Origin of the sequence: Arthrobacter sp. ISL-95 (assembly GCF_018613695.1) — a bacterium.
In the GTDB taxonomy this organism is placed as follows: domain Bacteria; phylum Actinomycetota; class Actinomycetes; order Actinomycetales; family Micrococcaceae; genus Arthrobacter.
Map to the genome: position 1 here is coordinate 82,592 of NZ_JAGGPR010000012.1, position 13,270 is coordinate 95,861.

Here is a 13,270-nt window from a genome sequence, read left to right on the forward strand (position 1 = left end):
TTCGGTTGAAGGGCTTGGCATGTGAGAGAGGATCCGGTCTGACAGGATGGAGCCATGGCTTCGAATTATGACGTGGTAATCGTTGGCGGCGGTATCGGCGGACTGTCCTTGGCGGCGGCTCTGGCGGGCAAGTGCACTGTTGCACTCGTCGAGGCTGAGCAGTCCCTGGCCTTCCACACTTCCTCACGTTCTGCCCGGCAACTGATCCCCAGCTATGGTCCGGCGGTGGTTCAGGACCTGACCGTTCGGACGCTGGAGATGCTGGGGGAACGGGATGCGCAGGCCGCCGAACCCATCCTCACACCACGGGGTTTCATGCTGGTGGGTGACCAGGAGACCGTGCGCGCCGAAGCCAGCGGCAATATGCACGCCATCACCCACGACGAAGCGATGCGTCTCTGCCCGGCCCTGAGTCCCGAATCATTCTCAGCAGCGGGACTGGATAACGGCTCCTTCGGCTGCAATGCGCCCCTGCTGCTGGAGGAACACCGGCGGACTGCAGAAGCCGCAGGCGTGGACATCATCACCGGAGCCAAAGTGCACTCCGCCCAACGGCTGGGGAGCGGGTGGCAGCTGGGGGCAGGCACCGAAGGTTTCCAATCCGGCGTCGTGGTTAACGCAGCTGGTGCGTGGGCTGATGAGCTGGCCGTCATCAGCGGCGTGGAGAAACTAGGACTTCAGCCGTACCGGCGGACCGCCGCGATTGTGAACGTCGAGAACCCGCTAGCGCCGGGAACGCCCATGGTCTGCGCCGCCGATGACTCGTTCTACTTCCGTGCCGAGGGCAATCAGGTCCTGATCTCGCCGTCGGAAACCGTGCCGAGCGGCGCGGAGGATGCCAAGCCCTACCCGGGGGACGTGGAGGCATTGATCAACAAACTCAACGCCGTAACATCCTTGGGCATCCGTTCCGTGGACCGCGCGTGGACCGGGCTCCGGACCGAAGCCGCGGACGGCATCCCCGTGGTGGGTTTCGACGCCGAAGCGCCCGGATTCTTCTGGCTGGCCGGCCAAGGGGGCTACGGTTTCCAAACGTCGTCCGCGATAGCCGAACTGGCGGCAGCCCTGATTCTCGGCGAGGTAAGGGACGACAGTCCGGAATCCCGGACAGCTGAACAGCTTGCGGCCGTCCGCTGGTCCATTCGGCGCTGAACAATGGGTTCATGAGCGGAATCACCAGCGGGAACCAAAGCAGCACGGTCATCACCAACATCGGCGAGCTGATGACCCAGGATCTGGAGCATCGGGTTTTGAAGGACGCCGCCGTGGTGATCGAAGGCGAGCGCATCGCCTGGTTGGGGCCAAGCAAGGATGCCCCGGCAGCTGACAAAATGATCGACGCCGTAGGCAAGGCCGTCCTGCCCGGCTGGGTGGATTCGCACTCGCACCTTGTCTTCGCAGGTGACCGCACGGCTGAGTTTGAGGCCCGTATGTCCGGTGAGAGCTACAGCGCCGGTGGTATCGCCGTGACCACCAGTGCCACGCGCAGCGTCAGCGACGATGAACTCACCCGCCTCGTCCGGGATCGCGTGGCCGAGGCAGTCTCGCAGGGGACCACGTACCTGGAGAGCAAGACCGGCTACGGCCTCGACGTGGAGAATGAGGCGCGCAGCGCCCGCATCGCCGCGGCGGAAGTGGACGAGGTAACGTACCTTGGCGCGCACTTGGTCCCGAAAGGCTCTGATCCCGAGGAATACACGGACCTGGTGTGCGGCCCTATGCTCGACGCAGTCCTGCCGCATGTCCGCTGGGCAGATGTGTTCTGCGAGCGCGGCGCGTTCACGGAAGACCAGTCGCGGCGTGTACTCACGGCTGCCCGCGACGCCGGACTTGGTTTGAGGGTGCACGGCAACCAGCTCGGTGAGGGGCCGGGTGTGGCATTGGCCGTGGAGTTCGGTGCGGCCAGCGTGGACCACGTCAACTACCTTTCGGGCAAGGACGTCACAGCGCTCGCGGACACGTGGGCCGGTTGGGACCCTGCAACGGGGGCCGGCACAAAAGGCACTGTGGCAACCTGCCTTCCGGCCTGCGACCTGTCCACCCGCCAGCCTTTGGCGCCTGGCCGTGAATTGATCGACGCCGGCGTGCAGATCGCGCTCGCCGCCAACTGCAATCCCGGTACTTCATACACCAGCTCCATGGCGTTCTGCGTCACCACGGCTGTCCTCCAAATGCACTTGAGCGTCCATGAGGCCGTCCGCGCGGCGACGTACGGCGGCGCCTTGGCGTTGGGCAGGGAGTCAGGGCACGACGTCGATGGCGAACGGGCGGTGGGTTCGCTCGCCGTCGGGCATCGCGCGGACCTGCATATGTTGAAGGCGCCATCGGCTACGCACCTTGCCTACCGTCCCGGGATCCCGCTGACGCATTCGGTGTGGCGGGCGGGCGTGCGCGCTGTCTGAGGTTAAGAAAGCAACGCGGGGTCACTCATGGCCCCTTCCGAGACTCCGGAAGGGCCATAACTGACCCCGCGTTGTGACTAAGCGCAGCTGAACTTCGCGTCCGCCCAATCACCCCAGTCGTCTCCGGCGTCGTCACCGTTCTTGTCGGCGATCAGCTCGACGTTCTGGACACCTACAATGTCCACGTTGAGGGGTAGTGCTGCCGAGTCGGCGCTGAGGACGGGCGTGCGGAAGAGCTCACGGCCATCGCCCTTGACGATGAACACCACCGATCCGTGCAGGCCCTTGTTCAGCTTGGCGTCGTCCACTCCCACCGAGGCGGTGAAGGCGTTGCATTTGGCCTCGGTGGCGATGCTGATCTTTGAGTCGGCGTGGACGCCGATCCCCTTCGGATAGACGACGCCGTCGAGCTGTAATGCGGGTCCGTCACCGGCGTTCTGCTCACCGTTGGCCCGGTCCCGTTCCGCCGGTCCCCAGCCATTGGTGCTGCCGATCCATGGGAGGTCGGAGGCGAACACTGTGCCTGTCAGCACGGGGGCCGGCGGTTCCTGGGACGTCGAGGAACAAGTGAACTTGGCGTCGGCCCAGTCCGCATGGTCGTTGCCGTTGGAGTCGCCGGCGTCGTTGGCTACCAGCTCCACGTACTGGGCTCCGGTGACGTCCACGGTCAGCGGCAGGGGAGCGCTGGTGGCACCCAAGACCGGGGTGGTGACCTTGGTGGTGCCGTCTGCCACCACGGAGAATTTCACGCTTCCCCGCGTTGGCTGGGCGTCATCGATGCCTACTGTTGCGGTGAAGGCAGTGCAGTAGCCGCCGAGGTAGTAGCGGACAATGCCGTTGGCGTGGGCTCCCAGGCCTTTGGCGTGGACCGTGCCGTTCAGAGTGAGCGGTGTGCCGTCGCCGGCCCCCGTTCCGCCGTTGGACTGGTCCTTTTCCACAGGGCCCCAGCCGTTGGTGGCGCTCACCCACGGGTGGTCGCTGGCAAACACTGTGGCCTGCGGCGGCTTGGGCAGTGTCCGGACGGTGGCGGTGGTGCTGATGGTGCGGCTGCCCGCCGGCTCTGTGCTGGTGGTGTAGCTGGCGTTGGCGGTGACAGTGTAGTCGCCGTCAGCCGAAGCCGGAGCGGTGATCTTCCACGTGGTGGTGAGGGTTCCGCCGGCGGGCAGGGTTGCAGCCGTTGCAGGTGTGGAAGGAGTTGCCGTCCAGCCATCGGGCAGCCCCAGTGAGAGGGACAGACCGCTGATGGCTGCCGGTTCGTCGGATACAAACGTGGTGACGAAGTCCTGCGCTTTGCCCTGCTGGACCACATCGCCCTGGAGTGCAGCCGAGAGTTGCGCGCAGGCCGGGACCGCTTCGGAGGCGCCAAGATCTTCCACCATGAAGTTGTCCAAGGTGAAGTCCGAACCGTTCGAGCTCCCCGTGCGCTGCAATCCCACGAAGTAGTCCCCGCAGAAGCCGGTATCGAGGATCTGCTCAAACCGGGTGGTGGACGTCTTGGCGTCGATGGGCTGGTTGGCCGTCACAGCGGGACCTGCCTGCGAGTCATAACCGGACACCCAGGAGTACTGCCCGGCTTTGGAGTTCTGGTAGTCGAAGGACACCTTGTACTTGTGGCCTGCTTGGAACGGCACGGTTGCCTCGGTGGTGCGGTACACCATGCCGGGTCCACCATTTGGGGCAAGGTTTTCGTCGTGGGCGATCAGCGACCATGTGCCATCCAGCACTTCGTCGATCACGTTCGTGTCCCAGCCCTTTTGTGTGAAGGGTTCGTGGCGTTCGGTGATGTGGGTGCGCGGATCCGTGGAGCCACCGGCGTCGCCCTTCACGAACGGTCCCCAGCCTTGGTCCACGTTTTCGAAGTCCTCGCTGAGCACACCAGCGGTGGCGACCCGGGCGGTCTTCACCGCCCGGAAGTCATCCACGCGTACGGTGGCATCGCCGTCGGCCGCTTTCACGGAAACTGTCGCCTTGGTGTTGTTTCGCGGCACGTCCATCAGGACGCGGATGCGCTGGAAGGCTGTGCCGTGCTTCTCGTCGCCAGCTACGAAGTTTTCGGCGTTGGACGAATCGATGGTGACGCTTTCGGACTTGCCGTTGATGTCTACGGAGAGCGTGGTGGGCCGGGTTTTTCCGGGCTGGATCTCCACCCATGCGCTGACGGATTGGGTTCCGGCGTCCAGCTTCACTTCCTGGCTGATCGACGACGGCGTTGCCCCCATTTCGGCGTAGCGGCGGCCTTTGTCGTCGCGGACCTGGGTGACGGCGCCCGTGGGGGTCCACGGTGAGAGGTCTGCTCCGTTGAAGCCGGGATCGTTGAAGGGCGTTCCTTCGCCGAAGTCGGCCTTCTTGGGCAGCTCAGCTTTGTTGTTCTTGGGAGCAAGGACGTAGGGCTGTTTGGCGTCGGCCGTGACGGTGACTTGTCCGTTGACAACGGGCACCTCGGCGACCTTCACGCGACCGTTGTCCGTCAGCTTGAAGAGTTCAAGCGAAGTGGACTTGGCGAACTCTTTGGTGAGCGTCCACGTGCTGGCGCCGCCGGCAGGGTTGTAGTGGTAGAGCTTGTCGGCTTTGCCGTTCTCCTTGGAGGACCACGGCAGAAGGTACGTTCCGCCCTGCAACACGGATGTTCCGCCGACGGTGATGTTGCGTTCCTCGGCCGTGTTGCCTGTGGCAGCCACGCCGTCAGCCAGGTCGATCCGGTCAGCCGTCCACTTGGTGATCTGGTGGTGCTGCAGGAATTTGGCAGGCACGTTGGCCGTCCACACGTTCTCACTGAAGGCATTGAAGTCGTTCTGTCCGGTCCAGCCCTCGAATTCCACGATGTGGCTCACGCCGAGCTTGGGATCGGGGTTCCAGACGTCCGACTGGGTGTTGTTGATGAAGCGCAGGATCTGGGAATTGACGCCCTTGTTGGTGGATCCACCGTATTTTTCATCGTTGGCCCAATGGGACCAGGTGTTGTTCCGGGAGAGGTGGTCTGCCCATTCGGAGCCCACCCGGAAGCCGTTCTTGACGAGTTCCTGCTGCAGGCGTTCGGCCAGCCAGCCGAATTCGTAGTAGACGTCCACATAGACGAAGTCCAGGTTCTTGTCCGTGGCTTCGCGTAGTTCCTTGATGCGCTGGGCGAGCTTGCCGGAATTGATATCCTCGCGCTGGTTCATGTAGTAGGACTGGTCCAACCAGTTCCAGCCCAGGCCCTTGTCAGCACGCAACAGGTCTTCGCTGAAGGACTTGGCTTCAGGATAGATCTCCGTGGCGTTGATGTGGACACCGAAGCTGGCGTTCCAGTCTTTGCCTTCCTTGACCAGCTTGTTGAGGTCTTCCAAGCCACCTGCCCGCCTATTGAAGTTGTTGCCGTAGTCCGTGTTGGCGGAGTCGTGGCCCTCGCTGGTGTAGCCCTTAAGCATGGCAACCTGGCCCAGCCCGTCCGTTGCCAGGGAGATGCGTTTGACGTCATCCAAGGTACGGAGGAACGGGTGGGTTGCCTGCGAGGCGAAGTTGAACGGGATGTGCGTGATCACGTTATCCGGGGTCTGCTCACCCTTGTTGGGGCTGACCTGGATGGACCTCATGGCGATTGCCGCGTCCTGCCAGTCCACACCGCCGTCGGCATTTGCATCGGAGGTGATGACCACCCGTGTCCACGGGAGTTCCTCGGTAGTGGCCGAACCCTCCGCACGGTAGAGCCACTGGCCGCTGGCCACGCCCATGGACACTCCGCCTGCCCCGTCGCTGAGGGCTTGGCGCCAAAAGCGGCCGCGGTCCTTCGAGCCAGGCCCGGAGGACGTGTCGTAGAGGGCGTTGGATTCGAAGGCAGCACCCAAGGCGGCGGTATTTGCCAGCGCGTAGGCGGAGCTCTTGGCGGACGCATCCAAGGGAGTCGAAGGTGTGATCGGCGTGAACTCGTCGCCCGTCACGCTCCGGTCCACGGAAAGGTTGGCGGTGGACACCTGGGCGCCCGGCTGCGTGGAGCCTACGGTCACCAGGTTCAGCCGGGGGAGTTGCAGCGTTCTTACCTGGTGGTCGGCGGAATCCTTGATCTCCGTGACGTTGAAGGACACCACGTTCTTCTTCACGGACAGGCGGGCCTTGATCACAGTGTTGCCGAATTCGGGGATGCTCAGGACGTAGTCCCTTGCGTCCTTTCCCGAGGCGGCGGATGTCCCTGTGACCGTGTATTCCATACCGTTGATGGTGACGGTGCTGAGCCGGGTCACAGTGCCATCCAGGCGGGCCTTGGAAGCGGTAAGGGTGTAGCCGAGGACCTGCGGGAAGGTGGTGGAGAGGTCCACCGTGAGCTGGCCGGAGGTGATGGCAGTGGTGTCGGCGGTGCTGACGAATTCTGTGGGGCGGGTAGACGGGGCTGCGGCGGCGGGCGGTAGTGCCAGCAGTCCCAAGGAGGATGAGGCGACGACGCAGGCCAAACTCAATGAGGCGAAGCGTCTGGGGGATGACAAGCCGGGCATTATGCTCCTTCTTGATTTTTCCGAGCGAGTAACAGTCATGTTCTTGCGGACTTGTCTAAGACTGGTGCATTGGACAGAAGTTGACAAGAGTTAACAGGCAGTTAACTTAAATGCACATCCCGGCACACGTTTTCCCCGATTGGAGGTTCAATCACAAGGTATGCAGTTAATGCTCGGTCATCCGAATGGATGATCCTTGTGAGATCGAAAATGATCGTTTAGTGTTTCTATAGATCAGAAAACGTCATTAAGCTGAGCGGGAGCGGAACACACGATGAGCGAGAATACCCTGGGCGCCTTCATGGAAGAAGAGCTTGTTTCCCAACCCGAGGCTTGGCAGCGCGCCGTGGAGCAGGCCCGTGCGGAACAGTTGCTTCCCGCTGACGGAACGCGCATTGCCGTCATTGGCTGCGGCACGTCCTGGTTCATGGCTCAGAGTTACGCTGCTGCCCGCGAATCCGCGGGCAAGGGGGTCACTGATGCGTTCGCCGCGTCCGAGGCTTTCCTGAACAGCAACAGCGCCGATCGCCAGTACGACGCCGTTGTGGCCATTACCCGGTCAGGTACCACCACTGAGGTGCTTGAAGTTTTGGCTGAGTTGAAGGGGATCGTCCCCACCATTGCGATTATCGGCGACACTTCCTCACCGATCACCGACCTGGCAGACGTCGCGGTGGGCCTGCCGTACGCTGATGAACGTTCCGTGGTGCAGACCCGTTTCGCCACCACAGCGCTGGTATACATGCTGACCAGCCTTGGCATCGATGTGCAGCAAGCTATCGACGATGCCCGGGGTGCGGTCAGTGCGCCCGTTTCCCCGGAACTCCTGGATGCCGAGCAGTTCACCTTCCTTGGCACTGGCTGGACCGTTGGGCTGGCCCACGAAGCCGGCTTGAAGATGCGGGAAGCTGTGCAGGGTTGGACCGAGTCCTACCCTGCCAAGGAATACCGGCATGGCCCCATCTCCATCGCCGCCCCCGGCCGCGTCACGTGGCTGTTCGGGGACCAGCCTGAAGGCCTGGACAAGGACATGGCAATTACTGGCGCCCTTTACATCCACACGGAAAAGCACCCCTTGGCTGAGTTGGCGCGTGTTCACAAAGTCACGCTGGAGCGCGCACGCGTTCGTGGACTGAATCCCGACCTGCCCCGCAACCTGACGCGCTCCGTTATTCTCGACGCCACCGCCTAGGCATCCGATCATGGTTCTCGGAGTCGCGGAATCAGCGGTCCTTTCCTTCGACGTTGGCGGGACAGACATCAAGGCTGGTTTGGTGGATGCCCGCGGAACCGTCCTGGGAATGCGCCGTGTCCCCACGCCGTTGGACCCGGCCCGCCCCGGAGAAGCGGTCCTGGACCGGCTAGCTGAGCTGAAACTCGAGTTGGCCTCGGAGTTTCCCGAGGCCCCCGCCAAAGCAGCGGGCATCATAGTGCCCGGGATCGTGGACTCAGCGGCTGGAGTGGGCGTCTACTCCGCCAACCTTGGGTGGCGTAACTTCCCGTTTACTGCCGAAGCTGAGAAGCGGTTGGGCATCCCCGTCGCCTTCGATCACGATGTCCGTTCCGCTGCCGCTGTAGAACACAGTTTCGGCGGGTCCAAAGAGTTCAGCGATGTTGTAGTGATGGTGGTGGGTACCGGGATTGCCGCAGCTGTGTTCTCCGGCGGCAAGGCTGTCACCGCCGGCGGTTTCGCCGGTGAACTGGGCCACGCCCAGGTTCCGGACCCCGACGCCGGCCACGGTGCCACCGGTTCCACCATTTTGGAAGCGGTGGGCTCAGCCGGTGCCATTGCCAAGCGATATCACCGGGCTTCGGGAAACAGGGTAAGCGGTGCACGCGGCGTACTCCTGCGGGCAAGCGCCGGGGATTCCATCGCTGCCCGGGTGTGGGCCGACGCCATGGATGCATTGGCATTCACCATCTGCCAATGCGTGAACATCATAGGAACAGAAGCCGTGGTGATCGGGGGAGGCCTCGCTGAGGCCGGCGACGAACTGCTCGAGCCCCTGCGTAAACGGGTTGACGGAATTCTGGACTTCCAGCGCAGACCCCAACTCATCCGTGCCCAGCTGGGACAGGACGCCGGTTTGCTCGGCGCGGCCCTCAACGCCCGGGCACTCCTGGTAGGCCCCCGACTGGAAACCGCACGCTTGGAAGGCACACCATGAAGCGAGCCGACGTGAACCGCATCATCACCGTCACTGCCAATCCGGCGATTGACATGACCTACACCGTCCACGGCATCACCGAGGGTTCAAGCCACCGCGTGCCCACGCCCTTGAGCCGTGCCGGCGGCAAGGGCATCAACGTAGCCCGGGTCACCCACCAACTCGGTTACCCCGTGCTCGCCATTGCCCCCACCGGCGGTGCGGCAGGCCAGACTCTGGCAGCCGAACTGTGGACCAGCGGAGTGCCGCACACGCTGGTGGGAGTCGCGGCCGAGACCCGCCGCAGCATCGCCCTGGTGGACACTGTCGCCGGGGAAACGTCCATCTTCAATGAGGAGGGCCAGGCACTCCTGCCGGATGACTGGCGCTCACTCAGGATCGCCGTGGTTGAGGCCGTGAGCGGAAACCGAAACCTGCAGGCCTCCGTCCTGGTCGGTTCGGGAAGCCTCCCGCCGGGCGCGCCCGCGGACTTCTACCCGGAACTGGTACGTCTGGCCCACGACGCCGGCATCCCGGCTATCATCGACACCTCCGGTCCCGGGATCATCGCCGCGGCCAAAGCCGGGGCCGACATCCTCAAGCCGAACCATCACGAGCTCGCCGAGGCGACGGGGGAGTCCAGCCTTGAAGCGGCGGCGCTCGCGCTGATCGACATGGGTGCCCGCACCGTCCTCGTCAGCGCCGGCGCGGATGGAATGCTCGCCTTCGACCACGCCGCCCCGGGCGGCTACTGGAGCGCACGCCTGCCCGAAGCTCTCAGCGGCAACCCCACAGGGGCGGGCGACGCCGGTGTGGCAGCTGCCGCCGTCGCACTCGCCGAAGGCATCACCGAGCCTCGCGAGATTCTTCGCCGGGCCACCGCATGGTCCGCCGCAGCAGTGCTTATGCCCGCCGCAGGTGAAATCTCGCCGCGGTACCAAGAACTTCAGGACCAATTGATCCTTAAATGGAAGGAGACCCGGTGACCCTGGTCAACACACGCGAACTCATGGACAGGGCCGCGGCCGCCGGCACTGGCCAAGGTGCGTTCAATATCATCCACATCGAAACGGCTGAAGGGCTGGTTGCTGGTGCGGAAGCAGCCGGAGTCCCGTTAATCCTGCAGATTTCCGAGAACTGTGCCAAGTACCACGGTGGACTCGAGCCCATCGGGTCGGCAGCCCTGGCGATCGCCCGCTCAGCCGCTGTTCCGGTTGCCCTCCACTTGGACCACGCAGAATCCGAAGACCTTGCACTGGCAGCCGTGGACCTCGGATTCGGTTCGGTCATGTACGACGGCGCACATCTGCCGTACGAGTTGAACGTGGAAGCCACTCAACGGGTTGCCAAATACGCCCACGAGCGCAGTGTTTACGTGGAGGCCGAGCTCGGAAAAGTGGGTGGCAAGGACGGAGCCCACGCCCCCGGAGTCAGAACAGAGCCCACCGAAGCCCACGCATTCGTCGAGGCAACAGGCGTGGACGCGCTGGCCGTAGCCGTTGGCTCATCCCATGCCATGACCGAACGCAATGCCGCCCTGGATCTGCGCCTCATTACCAGTCTGAAGACCGCCGTAGGAAAACCACTGGTCCTCCACGGCTCCTCCGGTGTGACAGATGACATGCTCATAGCCGCTATCCGCGCGGGTATGACTAAGATCAACGTATCCACACATTTGAACGGGTTCTTTACCCGCGCCGTCCGTGAGTACCTCGATGCCAACCCTGCAGTGGTGGATTCCCGGAAATACATCAAGGCCGGCCGGGATGCCCTTGTGCTGGAGTCCGCACGTATGCTGACGCTGTTCGCCAAAGCGAACTAGCGCTGAACCCGCGAAAGGCTCGTCATGACCCGCACCGATCGGCTGACCGCCATACTCGACCTCCTGGCCGAGTCCGGCCATGTGGAAGTCGAGGACATCGTGACACGCTTGGGCGTCTCACCTGCCACGGCGCGCAGGGATCTTGACAGCCTGGCCAAGCAGCGGTTGCTGAGCCGTACCCGCGGCGGTGCCACCACAGGGTCCGTAGCCTATGACCTCCCAGGCCGGTACAACCGTGACGATCACGCCGAGGCCAAGCAGGAAATTGCCTCGGCAGCATCGGCGTTGATCCGACCCGGGGCAGTTATTGGCCTCAGCGGCGGGACAACCAACACCGCATTGGCTCAGTTGCTGTCCACCCGCGAGGACCTCAATGCTCCATCCCACACGCCCACGCTTACTGTGGTCACCAACGCCATCAACATCGCCTCGCAGTTGGCAGTTCGCCCGAACATCAAGATCATGGTCACCGGCGGGATCCTCAACCCGCGCTCGTATGAGCTGGTGGGTCCCTACACGGACGTCATCATGCAGAAAGTTGCCTTGGACATCGCTTTCATCGGCGTCAACGGGGTGGATCCCGATCTTGGACCCACCATCACCGATGAAGGCGAAGCTATGGTCAACACCGTAATGGCACGTCGCGCCACGGAATCCTATGTTGTGGCCGACTCTTCAAAAGTGGGCCGCCGCTCCTTCGCCGCTATGTCAGGCTACGATTTCAGGCACCTCATCACCGACTCCGGCATCAGCTCCGAACACATCGCTGCGTTTGAAGCCAAGGGAACTGAAGTCATCGTCGCTCCAGCCGGCTGAGAATTGCCGGCCAGGGAGAGCCTAGAAACGCATCCTTGGGGCATGCAGCACCGAGTCGTCCACTTCCCTGGGCACCCACTGGCTGAATGGAATATCCAGGCTGTACTGGTCGTCGTCGTTCTTAATCAGTGTGCGCAACTCGGCGTTGTCAGGGTTGTTGAGTGACTCGAAGTACTCAACTGTCCAATGGAACCAGCGCATGCAGAACAGGCGCATTGTCAGGCCGTGTGTCACCAGGAGCGTGTTCGGAGCATAGCTGGGCTTCTGCCAATGCCGGTAAAGCGTCTCCATGAAAGATGACACCCGGTCATACACGTCCGAGCCGGACTCGCCTTCGCGGAACCGATAGAAAAAGTGGCCGTAGAGGTTGCGAAGTTCTTTCTGGTCCTCGATCTCCCCGGCGATCTGAAAGTTGGCCCAGTCCTGTTCGCGAAGCCTGGGCTCCTCGATCACCCTCTCCACAAGGGAGCCCAGGTTCATGGCTTCGAGGGTCTGGTAGGCGCGCAGGTAGGGGGAGACATAAACGCAGACCTGCTCTCCATCAAGCTTCCGCCGTAGCTTCTCGCCGGCAATCCTCGCCTGCTCCACACCGCGGCCCGTCAGAGGGATCCGGTAGTCCGGCACACGGTTGTAAATGGTGGTGTCGGCATTCGCAGCAGACTGTCCATGCCGGATCATGAAAATTCTCTCAGGAGCGCCCATCCCACCAAGCATAGGGCGGCTGCCACGCGTGGTCCGACTGGGTGCACGGTTCCCGGCAAAGTGGCAGGTAGTAAGGGCAAGATAGGTACATGTTCCTTGCCTCCCGCCGGCACCTGCGAGCCGAAGTACTTATTGTGTTGGGCTTGTCCCTGGGCCAGTCGGCCGTCTATTCCGTGGTGCAGCTGTTGGACAAGATGTCGCAGGCACCGTTGGCTGATGCCACGTCAACGCTGAACAGGTCCCAAAGCACGCGCGAGTACTTTGACCTCACCTATCAACTCCTGGACATCGTGTTCGCGCTGGTGCCCGTGGCTTTGGTGTTCTACTTCCTGTCCACGCATGTGCCCGGCGTCAAGGAGGGCGGCGGTGGCTCAGCGTTCGCCCGGCTGGGATTCAACTTAGCCCGGCCCGGCAAGGACCTTCTGCAAGGACTTGGCCTGGCCGCTGCGATCGGCATCCCGTCGCTGGGCCTGTACGCCGCAGGCAGGGCTTTGGGAATCACCACGGCAATTGTGCCCAGCGGGTTGGACGCTTACTGGTGGACCGTGCCGGTGCTGATCCTCTCGGCCATGCGTCACGCGATCGTGGAAGAAGTGATCGTGGTGGGCTACCTCATGGATCGCTTCGGCAAGTTCGGGTGGAGCATGCCGCTAGCGATTGTGGCTAGTGCCCTTCTGAGGGGAAGCTACCACTTGTACCAAGGCTTCGGCCCGTTCATAGGGAACGTGGTCATGGGCCTGGTGTTCGCGTGGATCTACACCAAGACCAAACGGGTGATGCCACTGGTCATTGCCCATGCAGTGTTGGACATCGTGGCGTTCGTAGGATTCAGCCTGTTCGGCAAGGCAATAGGCCTCGGTTAGCGGCGCGTTAAAGGTATTCGGCCGCCATCGGTGGGTGACGTCATTGGCACCC

10 protein-coding genes are annotated in these 13,270 nt (G+C 62.9%); 8 read left to right on the forward strand and 2 right to left on the reverse strand.

What is annotated here, in order from left to right; genetic code table 11:
- The first annotated feature begins 54 nt into the window (after positions 1-54).
- Together J7I86_RS16430 and hutI are read left to right on the forward strand one after the other, a co-directional pair.
- Complete coding sequence (locus tag J7I86_RS16430) at positions 55-1,152, forward strand: FAD-binding oxidoreductase (protein WP_214821511.1); 1,098 nt, start codon at positions 55-57, stop codon at positions 1,150-1,152.
- 11 nt (positions 1,153-1,163) lie between these two features.
- Positions 1,164-2,402: an imidazolonepropionase gene (gene hutI / locus J7I86_RS16435; protein ID WP_286179912.1), complete on the forward strand. Its 1,239-nt coding sequence runs from the start codon at positions 1,164-1,166 to the stop codon at positions 2,400-2,402.
- 77 nt (positions 2,403-2,479) lie between these two features.
- Here the strand turns inward: hutI and J7I86_RS16440 are convergent, their stop codons facing one another.
- A complete protein-coding gene (locus J7I86_RS16440) occupies positions 2,480-6,868 on the reverse strand; it encodes an endo-alpha-N-acetylgalactosaminidase family protein (RefSeq protein ID WP_214821513.1) in 4,389 nt (1,462 codons plus the stop codon).
- 274 nt (positions 6,869-7,142) lie between these two features.
- On the opposite strand from J7I86_RS16440, the gene J7I86_RS16445 reads away from it, so the two are divergent.
- From J7I86_RS16445 to J7I86_RS16465, 5 genes are read left to right on the forward strand one after another with little or no spacing between them, the layout of a single operon-like run.
- A complete protein-coding gene (locus J7I86_RS16445; RefSeq protein WP_214821515.1) occupies positions 7,143-8,060 on the forward strand; it encodes an SIS domain-containing protein in 918 nt (305 codons plus the stop codon).
- 10 nt (positions 8,061-8,070) lie between these two features.
- Positions 8,071-9,036, forward strand: coding sequence for an ROK family protein (locus J7I86_RS16450; RefSeq protein ID WP_214821516.1), 966 nt, complete (start codon positions 8,071-8,073; stop codon positions 9,034-9,036).
- A complete protein-coding gene (locus J7I86_RS16455) occupies positions 9,033-10,001 on the forward strand; it encodes a 1-phosphofructokinase family hexose kinase (protein ID WP_214821517.1) in 969 nt (322 codons plus the stop codon). The genes J7I86_RS16450 and J7I86_RS16455 overlap by 4 nt, the downstream gene beginning before the upstream one ends.
- Positions 9,983-10,837, forward strand: coding sequence for a class II fructose-bisphosphate aldolase (locus tag J7I86_RS16460; RefSeq protein ID WP_214821518.1), 855 nt, complete (start codon positions 9,983-9,985; stop codon positions 10,835-10,837). Before J7I86_RS16455 ends, J7I86_RS16460 begins: the two co-directional genes overlap by 19 nt.
- 24 nt (positions 10,838-10,861) lie before the next feature.
- Positions 10,862-11,653 carry a DeoR/GlpR family DNA-binding transcription regulator gene (locus J7I86_RS16465; protein ID WP_214821519.1) on the forward strand — a complete coding sequence of 264 codons (792 nt, stop codon included), beginning with the start codon at positions 10,862-10,864 and terminating at the stop codon, positions 11,651-11,653.
- Between the two features lie 21 nt (positions 11,654-11,674).
- On the opposite strand, the gene J7I86_RS16470 is transcribed toward J7I86_RS16465, so the two are convergent.
- Positions 11,675-12,355 carry a histidine phosphatase family protein gene (locus J7I86_RS16470; RefSeq protein WP_286179913.1) on the reverse strand — a complete coding sequence of 227 codons (681 nt, stop codon included), beginning with the start codon at positions 12,353-12,355 and terminating at the stop codon, positions 11,675-11,677.
- 89 nt (positions 12,356-12,444) lie between these two features.
- Here J7I86_RS16470 and J7I86_RS16475 point away from each other — a divergent pair, with 89 nt between their 5' ends.
- A complete protein-coding gene (locus J7I86_RS16475; RefSeq protein ID WP_214821520.1) occupies positions 12,445-13,218 on the forward strand; it encodes a CPBP family intramembrane glutamic endopeptidase in 774 nt (257 codons plus the stop codon).
- The last annotated feature ends 52 nt before the right edge of the window (positions 13,219-13,270 follow it).

What these genes read in the sequence shown, in the direction of transcription:
- J7I86_RS16470 (WP_286179913.1), bottom strand. Translation starts at nt 12,355, where the DNA reads ATGGGCGCTCCTGAGAGAATTTTCATGATCCGGCATGGACAGTCTGCT.
- J7I86_RS16455 (WP_214821517.1), top strand. Translation starts at nt 9,033, where the DNA reads ATGAAGCGAGCCGACGTGAACCGCATCATCACCGTCACTGCCAATCCG.
- J7I86_RS16460 (WP_214821518.1), top strand. Translation starts at nt 9,983, where the DNA reads ATGGAAGGAGACCCGGTGACCCTGGTCAACACACGCGAACTCATGGAC.
- J7I86_RS16450 (WP_214821516.1), top strand. Translation starts at nt 8,071, where the DNA reads ATGGTTCTCGGAGTCGCGGAATCAGCGGTCCTTTCCTTCGACGTTGGC.
- J7I86_RS16475 (WP_214821520.1), top strand. Translation starts at nt 12,445, where the DNA reads ATGTTCCTTGCCTCCCGCCGGCACCTGCGAGCCGAAGTACTTATTGTG.
- J7I86_RS16445 (WP_214821515.1), top strand. Translation starts at nt 7,143, where the DNA reads ATGAGCGAGAATACCCTGGGCGCCTTCATGGAAGAAGAGCTTGTTTCC.
- J7I86_RS16430 (WP_214821511.1), top strand. Translation starts at nt 55, where the DNA reads ATGGCTTCGAATTATGACGTGGTAATCGTTGGCGGCGGTATCGGCGGA.
- J7I86_RS16465 (WP_214821519.1), top strand. Translation starts at nt 10,862, where the DNA reads ATGACCCGCACCGATCGGCTGACCGCCATACTCGACCTCCTGGCCGAG.
- hutI (WP_286179912.1), top strand. Translation starts at nt 1,164, where the DNA reads ATGAGCGGAATCACCAGCGGGAACCAAAGCAGCACGGTCATCACCAAC.
- J7I86_RS16440 (WP_214821513.1), bottom strand. Translation starts at nt 6,868, where the DNA reads ATGCCCGGCTTGTCATCCCCCAGACGCTTCGCCTCATTGAGTTTGGCC.